The sequence below is a fragment of the Pseudomonas sp. DVZ6 genome (assembly GCF_024259445.1).
GTDB lineage: Bacteria > Pseudomonadota > Gammaproteobacteria > Pseudomonadales > Pseudomonadaceae > Aquipseudomonas > Aquipseudomonas peradeniyensis.
This window is the reverse complement of sequence record NZ_JANCLM010000032.1, coordinates 1-21,846: the sequence shown is the minus strand read 5'-3', so window position 1 is coordinate 21,846 and position 21,846 is coordinate 1. Positions and strand designations below refer to the sequence as shown.

18 protein-coding genes and 4 tRNA genes are annotated in these 21,846 nt (G+C 58.6%); all 22 read right to left on the bottom strand.

The genetic code is table 11. The annotated features are described in order from the left end of the window. Window positions 1-11: 11 nt before the first annotated feature. Window positions 12-647 (bottom strand): 50S ribosomal protein L3, encoded by a 636-nt coding sequence (gene rplC, locus NMG10_RS18230; RefSeq protein WP_011531887.1) that lies wholly within the window; start codon window positions 645-647, stop codon window positions 12-14. Between the two features lie 80 nt (window positions 648-727). Next, a complete protein-coding gene (gene rpsJ / locus NMG10_RS18225) occupies window positions 728-1,039 on the bottom strand; it encodes a 30S ribosomal protein S10 (RefSeq protein ID WP_003186070.1) in 312 nt (103 codons plus the stop codon). Between the two features lie 141 nt (window positions 1,040-1,180). Continuing rightward, the gene (tuf, locus tag NMG10_RS18220; protein ID WP_003255489.1) at window positions 1,181-2,374 is read right to left on the bottom strand and encodes an elongation factor Tu; all 1,194 of its coding nucleotides are present in this window, start codon (window positions 2,372-2,374) and stop codon (window positions 1,181-1,183) included. A 27-nt stretch (window positions 2,375-2,401) separates the two neighbouring features. Then, window positions 2,402-4,546, bottom strand: a complete 2,145-nt coding sequence (gene fusA / locus NMG10_RS18215; protein ID WP_232857405.1) for an elongation factor G — start codon at window positions 4,544-4,546, stop codon at window positions 2,402-2,404. Window positions 4,547-4,576: 30 nt separating this feature from the next. Beyond that, window positions 4,577-5,047 carry a 30S ribosomal protein S7 gene (gene rpsG / locus NMG10_RS18210; RefSeq protein ID WP_003246741.1) on the bottom strand — a complete coding sequence of 157 codons (471 nt, stop codon included), beginning with the start codon at window positions 5,045-5,047 and terminating at the stop codon, window positions 4,577-4,579. A gap of 106 nt (window positions 5,048-5,153) precedes the next feature. Next, window positions 5,154-5,525, bottom strand: coding sequence for a 30S ribosomal protein S12 (gene rpsL / locus NMG10_RS18205; protein WP_003255492.1), 372 nt, complete (start codon window positions 5,523-5,525; stop codon window positions 5,154-5,156). A gap of 211 nt (window positions 5,526-5,736) precedes the next feature. Further along, window positions 5,737-9,936, bottom strand: a complete 4,200-nt coding sequence (gene rpoC / locus NMG10_RS18200; RefSeq protein WP_203649994.1) for a DNA-directed RNA polymerase subunit beta' — start codon at window positions 9,934-9,936, stop codon at window positions 5,737-5,739. Between the two features lie 64 nt (window positions 9,937-10,000). Beyond that, window positions 10,001-14,074 (bottom strand): DNA-directed RNA polymerase subunit beta, encoded by a 4,074-nt coding sequence (gene rpoB, locus NMG10_RS18195; RefSeq protein ID WP_203649991.1) that lies wholly within the window; start codon window positions 14,072-14,074, stop codon window positions 10,001-10,003. A 219-nt stretch (window positions 14,075-14,293) separates the two neighbouring features. After that, window positions 14,294-14,659, bottom strand: a complete 366-nt coding sequence (gene rplL / locus NMG10_RS18190; RefSeq protein ID WP_003255496.1) for a 50S ribosomal protein L7/L12 — start codon at window positions 14,657-14,659, stop codon at window positions 14,294-14,296. A gap of 78 nt (window positions 14,660-14,737) precedes the next feature. Next, entirely contained in the window at window positions 14,738-15,238 is a 501-nt protein-coding gene (gene rplJ, locus NMG10_RS18185) for a 50S ribosomal protein L10 (RefSeq protein ID WP_008089133.1), read from the bottom strand. A 197-nt stretch (window positions 15,239-15,435) separates the two neighbouring features. Then, window positions 15,436-16,131, bottom strand: a complete 696-nt coding sequence (gene rplA / locus NMG10_RS18180; RefSeq protein ID WP_023628747.1) for a 50S ribosomal protein L1 — start codon at window positions 16,129-16,131, stop codon at window positions 15,436-15,438. Next, window positions 16,131-16,562: a 50S ribosomal protein L11 gene (gene rplK / locus NMG10_RS18175; RefSeq protein WP_028692261.1), complete on the bottom strand. Its 432-nt coding sequence runs from the start codon at window positions 16,560-16,562 to the stop codon at window positions 16,131-16,133. Before rplK ends, rplA begins: the two co-directional genes overlap by 1 nt. Before the next feature lie 119 nt (window positions 16,563-16,681). Beyond that, window positions 16,682-17,215 carry a transcription termination/antitermination protein NusG gene (gene nusG, locus NMG10_RS18170; RefSeq protein ID WP_011531880.1) on the bottom strand — a complete coding sequence of 178 codons (534 nt, stop codon included), beginning with the start codon at window positions 17,213-17,215 and terminating at the stop codon, window positions 16,682-16,684. Window positions 17,216-17,224: 9 nt separating this feature from the next. Continuing rightward, window positions 17,225-17,593, bottom strand: a complete 369-nt coding sequence (gene secE, locus NMG10_RS18165; RefSeq protein WP_011531879.1) for a preprotein translocase subunit SecE — start codon at window positions 17,591-17,593, stop codon at window positions 17,225-17,227. A 43-nt stretch (window positions 17,594-17,636) separates the two neighbouring features. Then, a tRNA-Trp gene (locus NMG10_RS18160) sits at window positions 17,637-17,712 on the bottom strand. 54 nt (window positions 17,713-17,766) lie between these two features. Further along, window positions 17,767-18,960 (bottom strand): elongation factor Tu, encoded by a 1,194-nt coding sequence (gene tuf / locus NMG10_RS18155; RefSeq protein WP_003255489.1) that lies wholly within the window; start codon window positions 18,958-18,960, stop codon window positions 17,767-17,769. 79 nt (window positions 18,961-19,039) lie between these two features. Beyond that, a tRNA-Thr gene (locus tag NMG10_RS18150) sits at window positions 19,040-19,115 on the bottom strand. Between the two features lie 28 nt (window positions 19,116-19,143). Further along, a tRNA-Gly gene (locus NMG10_RS18145) sits at window positions 19,144-19,217 on the bottom strand. Window positions 19,218-19,241: 24 nt separating this feature from the next. Continuing rightward, window positions 19,242-19,325: transfer RNA gene (locus NMG10_RS18140), tRNA-Tyr, on the bottom strand. Window positions 19,326-19,477: 152 nt separating this feature from the next. Continuing rightward, window positions 19,478-19,903 (bottom strand): hypothetical protein, encoded by a 426-nt coding sequence (locus NMG10_RS18135; protein ID WP_110739041.1) that lies wholly within the window; start codon window positions 19,901-19,903, stop codon window positions 19,478-19,480. Between the two features lie 2 nt (window positions 19,904-19,905). Beyond that, on the bottom strand, window positions 19,906-20,661 hold the full coding sequence (locus tag NMG10_RS18130; RefSeq protein WP_203649987.1) for a pantothenate kinase: 756 nt from the start codon (window positions 20,659-20,661) through the stop codon (window positions 19,906-19,908). After that, window positions 20,651-21,610, bottom strand: coding sequence for a bifunctional biotin--[acetyl-CoA-carboxylase] ligase/biotin operon repressor BirA (gene birA / locus NMG10_RS18125; RefSeq protein ID WP_232857802.1), 960 nt, complete (start codon window positions 21,608-21,610; stop codon window positions 20,651-20,653). Before birA ends, NMG10_RS18130 begins: the two co-directional genes overlap by 11 nt. Between the last annotated feature and the right edge of the window lie 236 nt (window positions 21,611-21,846).

Genomic DNA, 21,846 nt, shown 5'->3' with positions numbered 1-21,846 from the left:
TCAGTTTCCCCTTACCCGCGAGCCTTGACAGCCGGACGCACGACCACGTCGCCGCCAGTAGCGCCTGGAACGGCACCCTTGATCAGCAGCAGGTTGCGTTCAGCGTCTACGCGTACTACTTCCAGGGACTGAACAGTCACGCGCTCGGCGCCCATGTGACCGGACATTTTCTTGCCCTTGAATACACGACCAGGAGTCTGGCACTGGCCGATGGAGCCAGGGACACGGTGCGATACGGAGTTACCGTGGGTGTTATCTTGACCACGGAAGTTCCAACGCTTGATGGTACCGGCGAAGCCTTTACCTTTGGACTGACCGGTTACGTCTACCAGCTGGCCTGCAGTGAAGAGTTCAGCTTTGATCAGATCGCCAGCCTGGAAATCGCCTTCTTCAAGACGGAACTCCCAGACACCGCGACCAGCGGCAACGTTGGCCTTGGCAAAGTGGCCTGCCTGAGCGGCGGTCACGCGCGAAGCACGACGCTCGCCGACAGTGACTTGCACTGCACGGTAGCCATCAGTTTCTTCGGTTTTGAACTGGGTGACGCGATTCGGCTCGATCTCAATGACCGTGACCGGAATGGAGACACCTTCTTCGGTGAAAATACGGGTCATACCCGCTTTTCGACCGACTACACCAATAGTCATGTTGTAAACCTCATGAGTGTACGGGGCTTTCACCCGCTATGGCCGCCCATTTCAGAGCGTTACACGACCAGACCGAAGTCTTAGCCGAGGCTGATCTGCACTTCCACGCCGGCCGCCAGATCAAGCTTCATCAGCGCGTCAACGGTTTTATCCGTTGGCTGGACGATGTCCAGAACACGCTTATGAGTGCGAATCTCGTACTGATCACGCGCGTCTTTGTTGACGTGCGGGGAGACCAGAACGGTGAAACGCTCTTTGCGGGTAGGCAGTGGAATTGGACCACGCACTTGTGCACCAGTACGTTTCGCGGTTTCCACGATTTCCTGGGTGGATTGGTCGATCAGGCGATGGTCGAAAGCCTTCAACCTGATACGGATTTGCTGATTTTGCATTGGATTTCAGACTCCAGGCTGTTCCCAACGGACGCACTACGCCCGCTAAAAGGAGGCGTGATTCTATAGACGCCCCAATTTAGTGTCAACCCAATAAAAAAAACCCCCGCTGAGCGGGGGTTTTTTCAATCGGTCGAGTGATTACTCGATGATTTTGGCTACGACGCCGGCGCCGACGGTACGACCGCCTTCACGGATGGCGAAGCGCAGACCGTCTTCCATCGCGATGGTCTTGATCAGGGTGACAGTCATCTGGATGTTGTCACCTGGCATTACCATCTCAACGCCTTCCGGCAGTTCGCAGTTACCGGTCACGTCAGTGGTACGGAAGTAGAACTGAGGACGGTAGCCTTTGAAGAACGGAGTGTGACGGCCGCCTTCTTCCTTCGACAGGACGTAGACTTCTGCGGTGAACTTGGTGTGCGGCTTGACCGAACCTGGCTTGACCAGAACCTGGCCACGCTCAACGTCGTCACGCTTGGTACCACGCAGCAGAACGCCGCAGTTCTCGCCAGCACGACCTTCGTCCAGCAGCTTGCGGAACATCTCAACACCGGTGCAGGTGGTGGTGGTGGTGTCACGCAGACCAACGATTTCCAGCGGATCCTGAACGCGGACGATACCACGCTCGATACGACCGGTAACAACGGTACCACGACCCGAGATCGAGAATACGTCTTCGATCGGCATCAGGAACGGCTGGTCGATGGCACGAACTGGCTCAGGAATGTAGCTGTCCAGAGTCTCTACCAGCTTCTTGACAGCGGTAGTGCCCATTTCGTTGTCGTCTTTGCCTTCCAGGGCCATACGAGCGGAACCGATGATGATCGGAGTGTCGTCGCCTGGGAAGTCGTAGGTGGACAGCAGGTCGCGAACTTCCATCTCGACCAGTTCCAGCAGCTCAGCGTCGTCTACCAGGTCAGCCTTGTTCAGGAAGACCACGATGTACGGAACGCCAACCTGACGGGACAGCAGGATGTGCTCACGGGTTTGTGGCATCGGACCATCGGCGGCCGAGCAAACCAGGATCGCGCCGTCCATCTGGGCAGCACCGGTGATCATGTTCTTCACGTAGTCAGCGTGACCTGGGCAGTCAACGTGAGCGTAGTGACGAATGGTCGAGTTGTACTCAACGTGAGCGGTGTTGATGGTGATACCGCGTGCTTTTTCTTCCGGAGCCGAGTCGATCTTGTCGAACTCAACGATTGCCGAACCGAAAACTTCGGAGCAAACGCGAGTCAGAGCTGCGGTCAGAGTGGTCTTACCGTGGTCAACGTGGCCGATGGTGCCAACGTTAACGTGCGGAAGGGAACGATCAAATTTTTCTTTAGCCACGACAGTGAACCTCTTGCCTAAAGGGGATTAGCCTTGTTTTTTAACGAGTGCTTCGACGATGTTCGACGGAGCTTCGGCGTATTTGGAGAATTCCATGGAGTAGCTTGCGCGACCCTGAGACATGGAACGAACGTCGGTCGCATAACCGAACATCTCTCCGAGCGGAACTTCAGCACGGACGACGCGGCCGGAGACCGACTCATCCATACCCTGGACCAGACCACGACGACGGTTCAGGTCACCCATCACGTCACCCAGGTAGTCTTCCGGGGTTACAACTTCGACCTTCATGATCGGCTCGAGGACCACGCCACCGCCCTTCTGGGCCAGTTGCTTGGTTGCCATCGAAGCAGCGATCTTGAACGCCATTTCGTTGGAGTCGACGTCGTGGTACGAACCGTCGAATACCGCGGCCTTCAGGCCGATCAGAGGATAACCGGCAACAACGCCGTTTTTCATCTGTTCTTCGATACCCTTCTGGATCGGGGCAATGAATTCCTTAGGAATCACACCACCAACGACTTCGTTGGAGAACACCAGACCTTCGGTGATGTTGCCCTTGTCGTCCTGATCCGGCTCCGAGAAACGGATCCAGCAGTGACCGAACTGACCACGACCACCCGACTGACGGACGAACTTGCCTTCGATCTCGACGTTGGACTTGGTGATCTTCTCGCGGTACGAAACCTGAGGCTTGCCGATGTTGGCTTCGACGTTGAACTCGCGCTTCATGCGGTCAACGAGGATGTCCAGGTGCAGCTCACCCATGCCCGAGATGATGGTCTGGCCAGTCTCTTCGTCGGTCTTGACGCGGAACGACGGGTCTTCCTGGGCCAGCTTGCCCAGAGCGATACCCATCTTCTCCTGGTCAGCCTTGGTTTTCGGCTCGACGGAGAGCGAAATAACCGGCTCAGGGAAGTCCATACGCTCAAGGATGATTGGCTTGTCGATGTCGCACAGGGTTTCGCCGGTGGTCACATCTTTCATGCCGATCAGCGCCGCGATGTCGCCAGCGAGCACTTCCTTGATCTCTTCACGCTGGTTGGCGTGCATCTGCACCATACGACCAACGCGCTCTTTCTTGCCCTTGACCGAGTTGATCACGGAGTCACCGGACTTCAGAACACCCGAGTAGACGCGAACGAAGGTCAGAGTACCTACGAACGGGTCGGTCGCGATCTTGAAGGCCAGAGCCGAGAACGGCTCGTTGTCGTCTGCGTGACGCTCGTCTTTACGAACAGCCGGATCTTCTTTATCCAGGTCCTTGTCGTCCGGGTTGATACCCTGGATTGCAGGGATCTCGGTCGGAGCAGGCAGGAACTCGATAACGGCGTCGAGAACCAGGGGAACGCCCTTGTTCTTGAACGACGAACCGCAGACAGCCGGAACGATCTCGCTGGCCAGGGTGCGCGCGCGCAGGCCTGCCTTGATCTCTTCGACGGTCAGCTCACCTTCTTCAAGGTACTTGTTCATCAGCTCTTCGTTGGCTTCAGCAGCAGCCTCCACCATGTTCGCGCGCCACTCTTCGGCCAGCTCGAGCATGTCCGCAGGAATTTCTTCCTCGCGGTAGGTGGTGCCTTTGTCGTCGTCGTTCCAGTAGATAGCCTTCATCTTGATCAGGTCGACCTGACCCTGGAAGTTATCTTCCGAACCGATGGCCAGCTGAATCGGGACCGGGGTGTGACCCAGGCGATTCTTGATCTGACCAACAACACGCAGGAAGTTGGCACCGGCACGGTCCATCTTGTTCACGTAGACAACACGTGGAACGCCGTACTTGTTGGCCTGACGCCATACGGTTTCGGACTGCGGCTCAACGCCGGAGGTACCGCAGAACACAACGACCGCGCCGTCGAGTACACGCAGCGAACGCTCTACTTCAATGGTGAAGTCAACGTGGCCGGGGGTATCGATGACGTTTACGCGGTAGTTGTCGTACTGACCAACGGAACCTTTCCAGAAGGTGGTAACGGCAGCGGAGGTAATGGTGATACCGCGCTCCTGCTCCTGCACCATCCAGTCGGTGGTCGCGGCGCCGTCATGCACCTCGCCCATCTTGTGGCTCAGACCTGTGTAGAACAGGATCCGCTCGGTAGTGGTGGTCTTGCCCGCGTCAACGTGCGCGCAAATACCAATGTTACGGTAGCGGTTAATTGCTGTAGTACGAGCCATAAAGCCCTCGCAAAATGATTGATGCTTGAATTAGAAGCGGTAGTGCGAGAACGCTTTGTTGGCTTCAGCCATACGGTGAACGTCTTCACGCTTCTTGACTGCAGCACCTTTGCCTTCAGCAGCATCCAGCAGCTCGCCAGCCAGGCGCAGAGCCATCGACTTCTCGCCGCGCTTGCGGGCGTAGTCTACGAGCCAGCGCATTGCCAGAGCGTTACGACGGGATGGACGAACTTCAACCGGGACCTGGTAAGTGGCACCGCCGACACGGCGGGACTTTACTTCGACCAGCGGAGCGATGGCGTCGAGAGCTTTCTCGAAGATTTCCAGGGGGTCGCTGTTCTTGCGTGCTTTGACGGTATCCAGGGCACCGTAAACGATGCGCTCGGCTACGGCCTTCTTGCCGCTTTCCATCACGTGGTTCATGAACTTGGCGAGGATCTGGGATCCGTACTTCGGATCGTCAAGGATCTCACGTTTTGCTGCTACACGACGTCTTGGCATGATAAGCCCTCAAACGGTCTTCAGGTTAGCCCGGGACGTGGGTCTTCGACCCCTGCCCGACCTTACTCTTATCGACTCAAAAAAATGGATGTCTGCAAACGGCCGATTACTTCGGACGCTTGGTACCGTACTTCGAACGACCCTGGTTACGGCCTTTGACGCCCGAAGTATCCAGAGAGCCGCGAACGGTGTGGTAACGAACACCTGGCAAGTCTTTTACACGGCCGCCACGGATCAGGACGACGCTGTGCTCTTGCAGGTTGTGGCCTTCACCGCCGATGTACGAGGAAACCTCGAAACCGTTGGTCAGACGCACACGGCATACTTTACGCAGTGCCGAGTTAGGTTTTTTCGGCGTGGTGGTGTACACACGGGTGCACACGCCACGACGCTGCGGGCAGTTCTGCAGCGCAGGAACGTCGGACTTCTCGACCGAACGCTTGCGCGGCTGACGTACCAGCTGGTTGATAGTTGCCATCTACTAGCTCCACTGATTGTCTTGCGACTCTATTGTCTTGCAAGAAAGCCAAAAATTGGCGAGACGGAGCCTCACCAAATTTAAGGGTACAAAAGTCTACGGAGGATCTTGCACCCAGTCAAGACGAGGCCCCGGCCCTCCTCGCCCGATCATCGGCAACAATTCATGTCACCGATGATCGCTCGAGGCCAGCCGGGGCCCTGCCCTGTACTTAGTTACCGCTGGAATTCAGCGCTTCGGTCAGTGCGGCTTCCACCTCACTGGCACTTACGCGCAGCGGTTTGTCGGCATCACGGCGACGCTTGCGCTCGCTGTGGTAGGCCAGACCAGTACCGGCCGGGATCAGACGACCCACGACCACGTTCTCTTTCAGGCCGCGCAGGTAATCGCGCTTGCCGGTTACCGCCGCTTCGGTCAGTACGCGGGTGGTTTCCTGGAAGGAAGCCGCCGAGATGAACGATTCGGTGGACAGCGAGGCCTTGGTGATACCCAGCAGCACGCGGGTGAACTTCGAGATGAACTTGTCCTCGCCGGCGAGACGCTCGTTCTCGACCAGTACGTGAGTCAGTTCCATCTGGTCGCCCTTGATGAAGCTGGAATCGCCCGACTCGGAGATCTCGACCTTGCGCAGCATCTGACGCAGGATGGTCTCGATGTGCTTGTCGTTGATCTTCACGCCTTGCAGACGGTAAACGTCCTGGATCTCGTTGACGATGTACTTCGCCAGCGCGCTCACACCCAGCAGACGCAGGATGTCGTGCGGATCGCTCGGACCGTCGGAGATGACTTCGCCGCGGTTGACCTGTTCGCCTTCGAAGACGTTCAGGTGGCGCCACTTCGGAATCAGCTCTTCGTACGGATCACTACCGTCGGTCGGAGTGATGACCAGACGACGCTTGCCCTTGGTCTCTTTACCGAACGCGATGGTGCCGCTGACTTCAGCCAGGATCGAAGCTTCCTTCGGACGGCGCGCTTCGAACAGGTCGGCAACGCGCGGCAGACCACCGGTGATGTCACGGGTCTTCGACGTTTCTTGCGGGATACGCGCGATAACGTCACCGACACCGATCTGGGCACCGTCAGCCACACCGACGAGGGCGTTGGCCGGCAGGAAGTACTGGGCAGGTACGTCGGTACCTGGCAGGTACAGGTCCTTGCCATTGGCGTCGACCATCTTGATTGCCGGACGGATTTCCTTGCCTGCGGCAGGGCGATCCTTGACGTCCAGGACCTCGATGTTGGTCAGGCCGGTCAGTTCGTCGGTCTGGCGCTTGATGGTGATGTTTTCTTCCATGCCCACGAAGGTCACGGTACCTTTCAGCTCGGTAACGATCGGGTGGGTGTGCGGGTCCCACTTGGCGACAATGGCGCCAGCTTCGACCTTCTCACCTTCCTTGACCGAAATCACCGCACCGTAAGGCAGCTTGTAGCGCTCGCGCTCACGGCCGAATTCGTCGGCAATGGCCAACTCACCCGAACGCGATACGGCAACCAGGTTGCCATCGGCACGCACGACCTGCTTGAGGTTGTGCAGACGCACCATGCCGCCATTCTTCACCTGGACGCTGTCGGCAGCCGAGGTACGGCTTGCAGCACCACCGATGTGGAACGTACGCATGGTCAGCTGGGTACCCGGCTCACCGATCGACTGCGCAGCGATAACGCCGACAGCTTCACCGATGTTCACCTGGTGACCGCGAGCCAGGTCACGACCGTAGCACTTGGCGCAGATGCCGTAGCGGGTTTCGCAGTTGATCGGCGAACGCACGATCACTTCGTCGATGCTGTTCAGCTCGATGAACTCGACCCACTGCTCATCCACCAGGGTACCGGCAGGAACGATGACGTCCTCGGTGCCCGGCTTGAACACGTCACGGGCGATGACACGACCCAGTACGCGCTCACCCAGCGGCTCGACAACGTCGCCGCCTTCGATGTGCGGAGTCATCAGCAGGCCCTGGTCGGTGCCGCAGTCGATCTCGGTAACTACCAGATCCTGGGCAACGTCTACCAGACGGCGAGTCAGGTAACCGGAGTTAGCGGTCTTCAGTGCGGTATCCGCCAGACCCTTACGAGCACCGTGGGTCGAGATGAAGTACTGGAGTACGCTCAGACCTTCACGGAAGTTCGCAGTGATCGGCGTCTCGATGATCGAGCCGTCCGGCTTGGCCATCAGGCCACGCATACCGGCCAGCTGACGGATCTGCGCAGCCGAACCACGCGCACCGGAGTCGGCCATCATGTACATCGAGTTGAAGGACTCTTGCTCGACTTCCTTGCCCTCGCGGTCGATGACCTTCTCTTTCGAGAGGTTGGCCATCATCGCCTTGGACACTTCGTCGTTCGCCTTGGACCACAAGTCGATGACCTTGTTGTACTTCTCGCCCTGGGTGACCAGGCCGGAGGCGTACTGGCTCTCGATTTCCTTCACTTCGTCGGTGGCGGTACCGATGATGCGGGCTTTTTCATCCGGGATAACGAAGTCGTTAACACCGATCGAAACGCCGGAAATGGTCGAGTAGGCAAAACCGGTGTACATCAGCTGGTCGGCGAAGATCACGGTCTCTTTCAGACCAACCACGCGGTAGCACTGGTTGATCAGCTTGGAGATCGCCTTCTTCTTCATCGACTGGTTGACCACGTCGAACGGCAGGCCGGCAGGCACAACCTGGAACAGCAGCGCACGGCCGACAGTGGTGTCGACGATACGGGTGTTCTTGGTGATGCTGCCATCACGATCTTTCACGGTCTCGTTGATACGGACCTTGATTTTCGCGTGCAGGGCGGCTTCGCCGGCGCGGAATACGCGGTCGACTTCCTGCAGGTCGGCGAACACGCGACCTTCGCCCTTGGCGTTGATGGCTTCGCGGGTCATGTAGTACAGACCCAGTACAACGTCCTGCGACGGAACGATGATTGGCTCACCGTTGGCTGGCGACAGGATGTTGTTGGTCGACATCATCAGCGCGCGCGCTTCGAGCTGGGCTTCCAGGGTCAGCGGCACGTGAACGGCCATCTGGTCACCGTCGAAGTCGGCGTTGTACGCGGCGCAGACCAGCGGGTGCAGCTGAATCGCCTTACCTTCGATGAGCACAGGCTCGAACGCCTGGATACCCAGACGGTGAAGGGTCGGTGCACGGTTGAGCAGTACGGGGTGTTCGCGAATCACTTCGGCGAGAACGTCCCACACCTCTGGCAGCTCGCGCTCGACCATTTTCTTGGCGGCCTTGATGGTGGTCGCCAGACCACGCATTTCCAGCTTGCCGAAAATGAACGGCTTGAACAGCTCGAGGGCCATTTTCTTCGGCAGACCGCACTGGTGCAGACGCAGGGTCGGACCTACGGTAATTACCGAACGGCCGGAGTAGTCCACGCGCTTGCCGAGCAAGTTCTGACGGAAGCGACCTTGCTTACCTTTGATCATGTCGGCCAGGGACTTCAGCGGACGCTTGTTCGAGCCAGTGATGGCGCGACCGCGACGGCCGTTGTCGAGCAGGGCGTCGACCGCTTCCTGCAGCATGCGCTTTTCGTTGCGCACGATGATGTCCGGCGCCGACAGATCGAGCAGGCGCTTCAGACGGTTGTTACGGTTGATCACCCGACGATACAGGTCGTTCAGGTCGGAGGTCGCGAAGCGGCCGCCATCCAGCGGCACCAGCGGACGCAGGTCCGGCGGCAGTACTGGCAGGACGGTCAGGACCATCCACTCAGGCAGGTTGCCCGAGCCCTGGAAAGCTTCCATCAGCTTCAGGCGCTTGGACAGCTTCTTGATCTTGGTTTCCGAGTTGGTCTGCGGAATCTCTTCGCGCAGGCGGCCGATCTCGTGCTCCAGGTCGATAGCGTGCAGCAGCTCGCGGACAGCCTCGGCACCCATACGGGCGTCGAAGTCGTCACCGAACTCTTCCAGCGCTTCGAAGTACTGCTCGTCGTTGAGCAGCTGACCCTTCTCGAGGGTGGTCATGCCCGGGTCGATTACGACGTAGCTCTCGAAGTAGAGCACGCGCTCGATGTCACGCAGGGTCATGTCCATCAGCAGGCCGATACGGGACGGCAGCGACTTCAGGAACCAGATGTGGGCAACTGGCGAAGCCAGTTCGATGTGCGCCATGCGCTCACGACGAACCTTGGCCAGGGCGACTTCGACGCCGCACTTCTCGCAGATCACACCACGGTGTTTCAGGCGCTTGTACTTACCGCACAGGCACTCGTAGTCCTTGACTGGGCCAAAGATCTTGGCGCAGAACAGGCCGTCACGCTCAGGCTTGAACGTACGGTAGTTGATGGTTTCCGGCTTCTTAACTTCACCGAACGACCACGAACGGATCATCTCAGGCGACGCCAGACCGATGCGGATGGCGTCGAACTCTTCGACTTGACCCTGGTTTTTCAGCAAATTCAGTAGGTCTTTCAAGGCCTTTCCTCCTGGCGGAGCAGGGAGCGGGCATTGCCTGCCCCACTCCCCTTCGCGTCACGTGTTATTCGGTTTCCAGATCGATGTCGATACCGAGCGAACGGATCTCTTTGATCAACACGTTGAAGGACTCGGGCATGCCCGGCTCCATACGGTGATCGCCATCCACGATGTTCTTGTACATCTTGGTACGGCCGTTCACGTCGTCCGACTTCACTGTGAGCATTTCTTGCAGGGTGTATGCCGCGCCGTATGCTTCCAGCGCCCACACTTCCATCTCCCCGAAACGCTGACCACCGAACTGCGCCTTACCACCCAGCGGCTGCTGGGTAACCAGGCTGTAGGAACCAGTGGAACGCGCGTGCATCTTGTCGTCCACCAAGTGGTTCAGCTTGAGCATGTACATGTAACCCACGGTCACAGGACGCTCGAACTTGTTGCCGGTACGGCCATCGAACAGCACCATCTGGCCGCTTTCTGGCAGGTCTGCCAGTTTCAGCATGGCCTTGATCTCACGCTCCTTGGCACCGTCGAAGACTGGGGTGGCCATCGGCACGCCTTTCTTCAGGTTGTTCGCCAGGGCGAGGATCTCTTCGTCGGTGAACTCTTCCAGGTTCTCCTGACGACCACCGATCTCGTTGTAGATCTCGGTGAGGAAGGTGCGCAGTTCAGCGGCTTTACGCTGCTCTTCGATCATGCGGTCGATCTTCTCGCCCAGACCCTTGGCCGCGAGGCCCAGGTGGGTTTCGAGGATCTGACCGACGTTCATACGCGAAGGTACGCCCAACGGGTTCAGAACGACGTCGACCGGAGTACCGTTGGCATCATGCGGCATGTCTTCGACCGGCATGATCACCGAGACCACACCTTTGTTACCGTGACGGCCGGCCATCTTGTCGCCCGGCTGGATGCGACGGCGGATTGCCAGGTAGACCTTGACGATCTTCAGTACGCCCGGAGCCAGGTCATCGCCTTGCTGCAGCTTGCGCTTCTTGTCTTCGAACTTGTCGTCCAGCAGGCGACGGCGATCGACGATGTACTGCTGAGCCTTTTCCAGCTGCTCGTTCAGTGCATCTTCGGCCATGCGCAGTTTGAACCACTGGCCGTGCTCCAGACCGTTCAGCACGTCGTCGGTGATCACGGTGCCTTTCTTCAGGCCCGCGCCACCGTCGACCACCTGGCCGTTCAGGGCAGAACGCAGACGCTCGAAGGTCGCGCCTTCGACGATGCGGAACTCTTCGTTGAGGTCCTTGCGGATCTCGTCCAGCTGCATCTTCTCGATGGCCAGGGCGCGGCTGTCGCGCTCGACACCGTCACGGGTGAAGACCTGGACGTCGATGACGGTACCCTTGGTGCCGGTCGGCACGCGCAGGGAGGTGTCTTTGACGTCGCTGGCCTTCTCGCCGAAGATCGCACGCAGCAGTTTTTCTTCCGGCGTCAGCTGGGTCTCGCCTTTCGGAGTGACTTTGCCGACCAGGATGTCGCCAGCGCCGACTTCGGCACCCACGTAGACGATACCGGCTTCGTCCAGCTTGTTCAGCGCAGCCTCACCCACGTTCGGGATGTCCGCGGTGATTTCCTCTGGGCCAAGCTTGGTGTCACGGGCCACACAGGTCAGTTCCTGGATGTGGATCGTGGTGAAGCGGTCTTCCTGGACCACACGCTCGGACAGGCAGATGGAGTCTTCGAAGTTGAAGCCGTTCCACGCCATGAACGCGATGCGCATGTTCTGACCCAGTGCCAGCTCACCCATGTCGGTGGACGGACCATCGGCCATGATGTCGCTACGCTGAACCTTGTCACCTTTGCTGACCAGCGGACGCTGGTTGATGCAGGTGTTCTGGTTGGAGCGGGTGTACTTGGTCAGGTTGTAGATATCCACACCTGCTTCACCGGTCTCGACTTCATCATCGTTCACGCGAACAACGATACGGCTGGCGTCGACCGAGTCGATCACACCACCGCGGCGAGCAACCACGCAGACACCGGAGTCACGGGCGACGTTGCGCTCCATGCCGGTACCTACCAGCGGCTTGTCGGCACGCAGGGTCGGTACAGCCTGACGCTGCATGTTCGAACCCATCAACGCACGGTTGGCGTCGTCGTGCTCGAGGAACGGAATCAGCGACGCTGCGACCGAAACTACCTGCTTCGGCGAAACGTCCATCAGGGTGACGTCTTCCGGCGCCTTGACGGTGAATTCGTTCAGGTGACGAACGGCTACCAGCTCGTCGATCAGCTGCTTCTTCTCGTTCATCGCGGCCGAAGCCTGGGCGATGACGTGATCGGCTTCTTCGATCGCCGACAGGAACACGATGTCGTCGCTGACCACACCCTCTTTCACCACGCGGTACGGGCTTTCCAGGAAGCCGTACTGGTTAGTGCGGGCATAGGCCGCCAGGGAGTTGATCAGACCGATGTTCGGACCTTCAGGGGTCTCGATCGGGCACACACGGCCGTAGTGGGTCGGGTGTACGTCACGGACTTCGAAGCCGGCGCGCTCACGGGTCAGACCACCAGGGCCGAGTGCGGAGACACGGCGCTTGTGGGTGATCTCGGAGAGCGGGTTGTTCTGGTCCATGAACTGCGAGAGCTGGCTGGAACCGAAGAACTCTTTCACCGCCGCCGCAACCGGCTTGGCGTTGATCAGGTCCTGCGGCATCAGGCCTTCGCTTTCAGCCATCGACAGACGCTCTTTGACCGCGCGCTCGACGCGCACCAGGCCAACGCGGAACTGGTTCTCAGCCATCTCGCCGACACAACGGACGCGACGGTTACCCAGGTGGTCGATGTCGTCGACGATGCCCTTGCCGTTACGGATGTCGACCAGGGTCTTGAGGACCTCGACGATGTCTTCCTTGCTCAGTACGCCCGAACCTTCGATCTCGGTGCGACCGATACGACGGTTGAACTTCATGCGACCAACGGCCGACAGGTCGTAACGCTCGGCGCTGAAGAACAGGTTGTTGAACAGGGTCTCGGCGGCGTCCTTGGTTGGCGGCTCGCCTGGACGCATCATGCGGTAGATCTCGACCAGCGCTTCCAGTTGGTTGCTGGTGGTGTCGATCTTCAGGGTGTCCGAGATGAACGGACCGCAGTCGATGTCGTTGGTGTACAGGGTCTCGATGCGGACAACCTGGGCCTTGGCGATCTTCACCAGCAGGTCGGTGGTCAGCTCGGTGTTGCACTCGGCGATGATCTCGCCGGTGGCAGGATGCACGATCGCCTTGGCGGTGGTGCGACCCAGTACGTACTCCAGCGGCACGTCCAGCTCTTTCACGCCAGCCTTTTCCAGCTGGTTGATGTGGCGCGCAGTGATACGGCGGCCTTGCTCGACGATGACCTTGCCGCTGCCGTCATGGATGTCCATGACCGCAACTTCACCACGCAGACGCTGAGGCACCAGCTCCAGGCTCAGTTTCTCGCCGGACAGGTGGAACACGTTGGTGGTGTAGAAGGTGTTGAGTACTTCTTCGGTGCTGTAGCCTAGCGCGCGCAGCAGTACCGAGGCCGGCAGTTTGCGGCGACGGTCGATACGCACAAACACGCAGTCCTTCGGGTCGAACTCGAAGTCCAGCCAGGAACCGCGGTAAGGGATGATGCGCGCGGAGTAAAGCAGCTTGCCCGAGCTGTGGGTCTTGCCACGGTCGTGGTCGAAGAACACACCCGGCGAGCGGTGCAGCTGAGACACGATCACACGCTCGGTACCGTTGATTACGAAGGTACCGTTCTCAGTCATCAGGGGGATTTCACCCATGTAGACTTCTTGCTCTTTGATGTCCTTGATCGCTTTGTTCGACGATTCCTTGTCGAAGATGATCAGGCGCACCTTCACCCGCAGCGGGACCGCGAAGGTCACACCACGCAGGACACATTCCTTCACATCGAACGCCGGCTCGCCCAGGCGATAGCCGACGTACTCCAGGGCAGCATTGCCGGAGTAGCTGATGATCGGGAATACCGATTTGAAGGCCGCATGCAGGCCGACGTCGCGGAACTGATCCTTGGATGCTCCCGCCTGCAGGAATTCGCGATACGAATCCAGCTGGATGGCCAGGAGGTAAGGCACATCCATGACGTCCGGCAACTTGCTAAAGTCCTTGCGGATACGTTTTTTCTCAGTGTATGAGTAAGCCATCAGCATTCCCCAGCTTGGTCACCTGCTTGTTTGGCATCTCCCGGCGGGAGCAGCCAGAAAATCGTGCAAACCCCATGGTTTGCGCCACCGATATGGTGGTTGCCACTTCGCTATCGGGGCCGACCTGATCGGCCGCCAATAACGGAAAAAGGCCGGTGGCATAAGCCACCAGCCATCAGCCCTTCGCTTAACGCTCGGACTGGAGTCGCAAAGTCGAAATTACTTCAGCTCGACTTTGGCGCCTGCTTCTTCCAGCTTCTTCTTAGCGTCTTCAGCGGCTTCTTTCGAAACGCCTTCAGCTACAACCTGAGGAGCGCCATCGACTTTCTCTTTGGCTTCTTTCAGGCCCAGACCGGTCAGCTCGCGAACGGCCTTGATCACGTTCACTTTCTTGTCGCCGGCTTCAACCAGAACAACGTTGAACTCGGTCTGCTCTTCAACAACGGCAGCAGCAGCAGCTGGGCCAGCAGCGGCAACAGCAGCGGTAACGCCGAAGGTTTCTTCCATGGCTTTGATCAGCTCAACAACTTCCAGAACGGTTTTCTGGCCGATTGCTTCGATGATTTGCTCGTTAGTCAGGGACATGACTTAAATCCTGTATTGGGGTGACAGCCTACGCAGCCATCAAATTAAACATATGATTTTGAAAGAGGTTACGCGGCCTTAGGCAGCAGCAGCTTCTTTCTGGTCGCGAACGGCCGCCAGAGTACGAGCCAGCTTGCTGGTGGCGCCTTGAATAACGCTCATCAGACGTGCGATAGCTTCGTCACGGGTCGGCAAGGTAGCCAGTACATCGATCTGGTTGGCGGCAATGAAATTGCCGTCAAACGCAGCTGCCTTGATCTCGAACTTGTCCTGACCCTTGGCGAACTCTTTGAACAGACGAGCAGCAGCGCCCGGGTGTTCGTTGGAGAAAGCAATCAGGGTCGGGCCTTTGAACGCGTCGTTGAGGATCGAGAATTCGGTGCCTTCAACAGCGCGCTTGAGCAGGGTATTACGTACGACACGCACGTAAACGCCAGCCTCGCGGGCCTCTTTACGGAGTCCGGTCATTGCGCTTACAGTCACACCACGGGCATCAGCCACGACAGCGGACAGAGCGACTTTGGCAGCCTCGTTGACTTCAGCGACGATGGCCTTCTTGTCTTCGAGTTTAATTGCCACGGGTTTACTCCTGGTTTCTACCGTTTCATCTGGCCGGAGCCGGATGTCGTTTTGGTGTCTGATTCGCGAACGAATCGGGAGCACCATCTGCGTAGGCTTTAGGTTTAAGGCTTGCGCCGCCTACGGTCTTGGATAGCCCCCGCCAGGCAGGGACCCCAATTTAATAGTCGGTGCGACCAGGTCGCACCGACCGAGCATTACACGTCCAGCGAGCTCTGATCGATGATCAGACCTGGGCCCATGGTGGTGCTCAGGGTAACGCGCTTGACGTAGATACCTTTCGAGGAAGCCGGCTTGATACGCTTCAGATCAGCGATCAGGGCTTCAACGTTTTCCTTCAGCTTGCCGGCTTCGAAGCCGATCTTGCCAACGGAGGTATGGATGATACCGTTCTTGTCGGTACGGTAGCGAACCTGACCAGCCTTGGCGTTCTTCACGGCAGTGGCTACGTCTGGGGTCACGGTACCAACTTTCGGGTTAGGCATCAGGCCGCGAGGACCCAGAACCTGACCCAGCTGACCCACAACGCGCATGGCATCAGGCGATGCGATGACGACGTCATAGTTCAGGTCGCCGCCTTTCATTTCGGCAGCCAGGTCGTCCATACCTACGCGATCAGCGCCGGCAGCCAGAGCGGCTTCAGCAGCTGGACCCTGGGTGAAGACGGCAACACGTACGGTCTTGCCAGTGCCGTGTGGCAGCACAGTAGCGCTACGAACGACCTGGTCGGATTTACGCGGGTCTACACCGAGGTTAACGGCGATGTCGTACGACTCGACGAACTTGGCGGCCGGCAGCGAAGCCAGCAGGGTTGCGGCCTCTTCGAAGTTGTAGGCCTTGCCTGCTTCGATTTTTTCGGCGATAGCCTTTTGGCGCTTGGTCAGCTTAGCCATTACACACCCTCCACGTTCAGGCCCATGCTGCGGGCGGAGCCGGCGATGGTGCGTACAGCAGCGTCCATGTCAGCGGCGGTCAGATCGGCCTGCTTGGCCTTGGCGATCTCTTCCAGCTGAGCACGGGTAACGGTACCGACCTTGACGGTGTTCGGACGAGCCGAACCGCTGGTCAGGCCAGCAGCTTTCTTCAGCAGAACCGAGGCAGGGGTGCTCTTGGTCTCGAAGGTGAAGCTACGGTCACTGTAGACAGTGATGATCACTGGAGTCGGCAGACCTGGCTCTTGACCCTGGGTACGGGCGTTGAAGGCCTTGCAGAATTCCATGATGTTCACACCGTGTTGACCCAGTGCTGGACCAACGGGTGGGCTTGGGTTGGCCTGGCCGGCCTTTACTTGCAGCTTGATGTAAGCCTGAATCTTCTTAGCCATGAGCTACTCCAAATTCGGGTACGAACGCCTGATGGCTCCCCGTATGACTTGCGTTTTATCCCAGTGACGACAAAACCCCGCAGCACATAGGGCTGCGGGGTATGGGATGCTGCGTTCCGCTAGACCTTTTCGACCTGGCTGAACTCGAGCTCCACCGGGGTGGAGCGACCGAAAATGAGCACTGCAACCTGCAGGCGGCTCTTCTCGTAGTTAACTTCTTCGACACTGCCATTGAAGTCGGCAAATGGACCGTCAATGACGCGAACCACTTCACCCGGCTCGAACAGCGTCTTCGGCTTCGGCTTGTCACTGCCGTCGGCAACGCGACGCAGGATGGCCTCAGCTTCTTTATCGGTGATCGGCGCAGGCTTGTCTGCGGTACCACCAATGAAACCCATGACTCGAGGGGTATCCTTGACAAGGTGCCAAGTCCCTTCGTTCATTTCCATCTGGACCAATACATAGCCAGGGAAAAACTTACGCTCGCTCTTGCGCTTCTGGCCATTGCGCATTTCGACGACTTCTTCGGTCGGGACCAGGATCTCGCCGAATTCGTCTTCCATGCCAGCCAGCTTGACGCGCTCGATCAGGGAGCGCATTACATGCTTCTCGTAACCCGAGTAAGCATGCACAACATACCAACGCTTAGCCACGAGACACCCTTAGCCAACGATCAAGGAGACCAACCAGCCGAGCAGGGAATCAAGACCCCACAACAGCAACGCCATGACCAGAACTACAGCCACGACAATCAGCGTGGTCTGAGTGGTTTCTTGGCGGGTCGGCCACACGACTTTACGGATCTCGGTACGAGCTTCCTTCGCCAGCGCAAAGAACGACTTGCCTTTGGCGGTCTGCAGGGCAACGAAGCCAGCGACAGCAGCCAGGGCAAGCAGGACAAGTACGCGATACAGGATCGGAGAAGCGGAGTAATACTGATTACCCACGACACCAACGACTACCAATGCGACAACAGCGAGCCACTTGAACAGATCAAAACGCGATTCTTGGGCTTCAGTTTTGGGAGTCATCGAGGAGGATCCTGTGAGAAGAAAGCCATCACACCGAGGTGAATGGCAGGTCAGGAGGGAATCGAACCCCCAACCTACGGTTTTGGAGACCGTCGCTCTGCCAATTGAGCTACTGACCTATAACGCTGTATCAGGCCGGCCATTATACCGGCCTGATCAAGTAAATCAACTACTTATTCAATAATTTTCGCTACGACGCCGGCGCCGACGGTACGACCGCCTTCACGGATGGCGAAGCGCAGACCGTCTTCCATCGCGATGGTCTTGATCAGGGTGACAGTCATCTGGATGTTGTCACCTGGCATTACCATCTCAACGCCTTCCGGCAGTTCGCAGTTACCGGTCACGTCAGTGGTACGGAAGTAGAACTGAGGACGGTAGCCTTTGAAGAACGGAGTGTGACGGCCGCCTTCTTCCTTCGACAGGACGTAGACTTCTGCGGTGAACTTGGTGTGCGGCTTGACCGAACCTGGCTTGACCAGAACCTGGCCACGCTCAACGTCGTCACGCTTGGTACCACGCAGCAGAACGCCGCAGTTCTCGCCAGCACGACCTTCGTCCAGCAGCTTGCGGAACATCTCAACACCGGTGCAGGTGGTGGTGGTGGTGTCACGCAGACCAACGATTTCCAGCGGATCCTGAACGCGGACGATACCACGCTCGATACGACCGGTAACAACGGTACCACGACCCGAGATCGAGAATACGTCTTCGATCGGCATCAGGAACGGCTGGTCGATGGCACGAACTGGCTCAGGAATGTAGCTGTCCAGAGTCTCTACCAGCTTCTTGACAGCGGTAGTGCCCATTTCGTTGTCGTCTTTGCCTTCCAGGGCCATACGAGCGGAACCGATGATGATCGGAGTGTCGTCGCCTGGGAAGTCGTAGGTGGACAGCAGGTCGCGAACTTCCATCTCGACCAGTTCCAGCAGCTCAGCGTCGTCTACCAGGTCAGCCTTGTTCAGGAAGACCACGATGTACGGAACGCCAACCTGACGGGACAGCAGGATGTGCTCACGGGTTTGTGGCATCGGACCATCGGCGGCCGAGCAAACCAGGATCGCGCCGTCCATCTGGGCAGCACCGGTGATCATGTTCTTCACGTAGTCAGCGTGACCTGGGCAGTCAACGTGAGCGTAGTGACGAATGGTCGAGTTGTACTCAACGTGAGCGGTGTTGATGGTGATACCGCGTGCTTTTTCTTCCGGAGCCGAGTCGATCTTGTCGAACTCAACGATTGCCGAACCGAAAACCTCGGAGCAAACGCGAGTCAGCGCTGCAGTCAGAGTGGTCTTACCGTGGTCAACGTGGCCGATAGTGCCGACGTTAACGTGAGGTAGCGAACGATCAAACTTTTCCTTAGCCATCGATACAGTCCTCCGCAGAAGAAATAGTCATACAGCCTATAAAACAAAGGCAGATATTTTCATATCTGCCTTGTTTATATGGAGCTCTTGAGCGGATTTGAACCGCTGACCTCACCCTTACCAAGGGTGTGCTCTACCAACTGAGCTACAAGAGCGAAACACTTTGTGCAACAACAGCAAACTTGGAGCGGGTAGCGGGAATCGAACCCGCATCATCAGCTTGGAAGGCTGAGGTTCTACCACTAAACTATACCCGCGGAGCTTGCGGCTCTCGCTAAAACTGGTGGAGGGAGAAGGATTCGAACCTTCGAAGCTCTCGCAACGGATTTACAGTCCGTCCCCTTTGACCGCTCGGGAATCCCTCCAGATGTGGCCGGCATTCTATTTGTCTGCCGTCCTAGTGTCAAGCGTTTTTTCAAATTTTTTCAATCAAATCTGAAACTTAGCTGCTTTGACACCGCCTCCAGCTCTACCACCTCGATGGTGTTCCCTGTGAAGCGGGCGCCATTCTATCAAGCTATTCAGCAGTTGCAATACCCTCGCACAAAATAATTTTGTGTTTTAAGTCTTTGAAATCCTTGGAAAGAGTCGAGAGCACCGCAGGGTCCAACAAACGCTCGCTTTCAGGGGCTACCTTGAGCCAGAAACCCTCGGCTCCCGGCAGCTGCCCAACCACCGGCAGGGCGGCGATATCCAGGCTGAGCAGGCGCTGACGCAGGGCATCGAGCTGCTCGCGTGCGGCCAGCCCGCCCACCACCAGGCATTCGTCGCGCCGCCTGGCCGGTGCCGCGGCCCCGGTCTCGCGCAGCAGGCGTATTTCCTGCTGGGAACCTTTGTACAACGATAACGGGGCGACTTCCTTGACCTTAAGTGGAGCCTCCTGCTGATGCCATACGTAATAGACGACGTTGAGCACCACCAACAGCAGAAATAACCAGCGCATAGTCACCTCGACTCGATTGGGCAGGCCATGGCCAGGCCGACAAAGACCAGATCCGGCACGATGCGCGCCTGCGGTGCGGCGTCCTGCACCAGCGGCGCATCGCCCCCAGTCAGGAAGACCGTGAAGTCCTCACCCCAAAGCCCCCTGGCCTGCTCGATCTGGGTACGGGCAAACCCCTGGAGCATGAGCACGCAACCACGCTCGACCGCTTCGACCGTGGAGCGCCCCGGTGCCAGGCTGCCCAGGGCACGCTCGGCCGAGGCATCGTCATAGCGGATTCGCCGGGTGTGGGTGCGCAGCTGACTACGCATCAGCGGCATGCCCGGACAGATATACCCACCGAGGTGCTCACCGTCGGCCGCGACATAGTCGGCCTTGGCCGCGGTACCGAAGTCGATGACCAGGCAGGCGCGACCCGCCAGGTGATAGGCGCCCAGCGCGCCGAGCCAGCGATCCATACCCAGGCGCTGGTAGTCCTCATAGCCATTGCGAACGCCGGCCATTTCTTTCACCGGCTGGGCCACGCGTACCGCGACCCCGAACGAAGACAGGATCAACGCGCACAGCGCCGAAGTTTCTTCTTCACTGCGCACACTGACCATGCGACAGCCGATCAGGCGCAGGGATGAAAGCGCCGCGACGGCCGCAACCAGCGCCTGGTCGGAGTCGACGATACCACCACCATTGATGGTGGCGTCGGCCGCATGGATGACGCGCCACTTGATGAAGCTGTTTCCGCAATCGAGCTCAAGAATCATCACGCAACCTCAGACTGAGCTCGCCACCGCTGAAGCTCTTTTCCACACCTTCCACCTCGAGACGCAAGCCGCCTTGTCCATCCACACCCAACGCCACCCCATCGACGCGAGTGGTGCCGGCGACCAGCGAGACTTTGCGCCCCTGCCACAGGTGCGCCTGCTCCCATTCTTCCTGGAACGCGGCGAAACCATAGCGGCGATGACGAGCCAGCTCGTGCTGCAGCTGCTGGCTGAGCTCCGCCACCAAGCGGTTACGGTCCACCAGTTGTCCGGTCTCGCCGCGCATGGAGGTCCAGGGTTGGTCGATCTGATCCCCGCCCTGCATGTTCACATTGATACCGATGCCCAGCACCACATGACAGACATCCGCCGGATCGCCGACCAGCTCCAGGAGGATGCCGGTGATCTTGCGCCCGCTGGCTAATACATCATTAGGCCATTTCAGCCCGACATCCTTCAGGCCGAACGCCTTCAGCGTGCGCATGACCGCCAGGCCAACCACCAGGCTCAAGCCCTCGAGCTGGCGCATGCCACCATCGATGCGCAGTACCAGGCTGTAATAGAGGTTTTCGGCGAACGGACTGACCCATTGGCGGCCACGACGTCCGCGCCCGGCGCTCTGGCGCTCGGCCAGCACCAGGAACGGCGCGGCTTGCCCCTGCGCGGCGAGCCTCAGACCCTCGGCATTGGTGGAGTCGATGGTGTCGTGAATGAAGGTCGGCCACGCCTCAGCTTCCGAGAACCCGGCGATTGCCTGCGATTCAAGCAGGTTCAGCGGCGCTGCCAGCTGATAGCCACGGCCACGGACCTTGTGAATGGTCAGGTTCAGTTCGCTCTCAAGGTGCTGCAGCTGCTTCCAGACGGCGCTGCGGCTTACCCCGAGGGCGGCCCCCAGGGCTTCACCGGAATGGAACCGGCCATCCTTGAGGAGATTCAACAACTTCAGCATGCCAGTCTCGACTTGGAATAAGGCTGGCATGATAGCCACGCCCCGAGGGCTTGCATAGGAAAAGGGCTACCGCCGGGCTTGCCGCCGGCGCGATGCCTGTGTAGGAGCGGCCTTGTGCCGCGAAAGGGCTGCGTAGCAGAGCCGGGGTTTGTGCATCACGCTGATATCGCCGGGGCCGCGTTGCGGCCCTTTCGCGGCGCAAGGCCGCTCCTACAGGGGGAGACTGTGTTTATTTG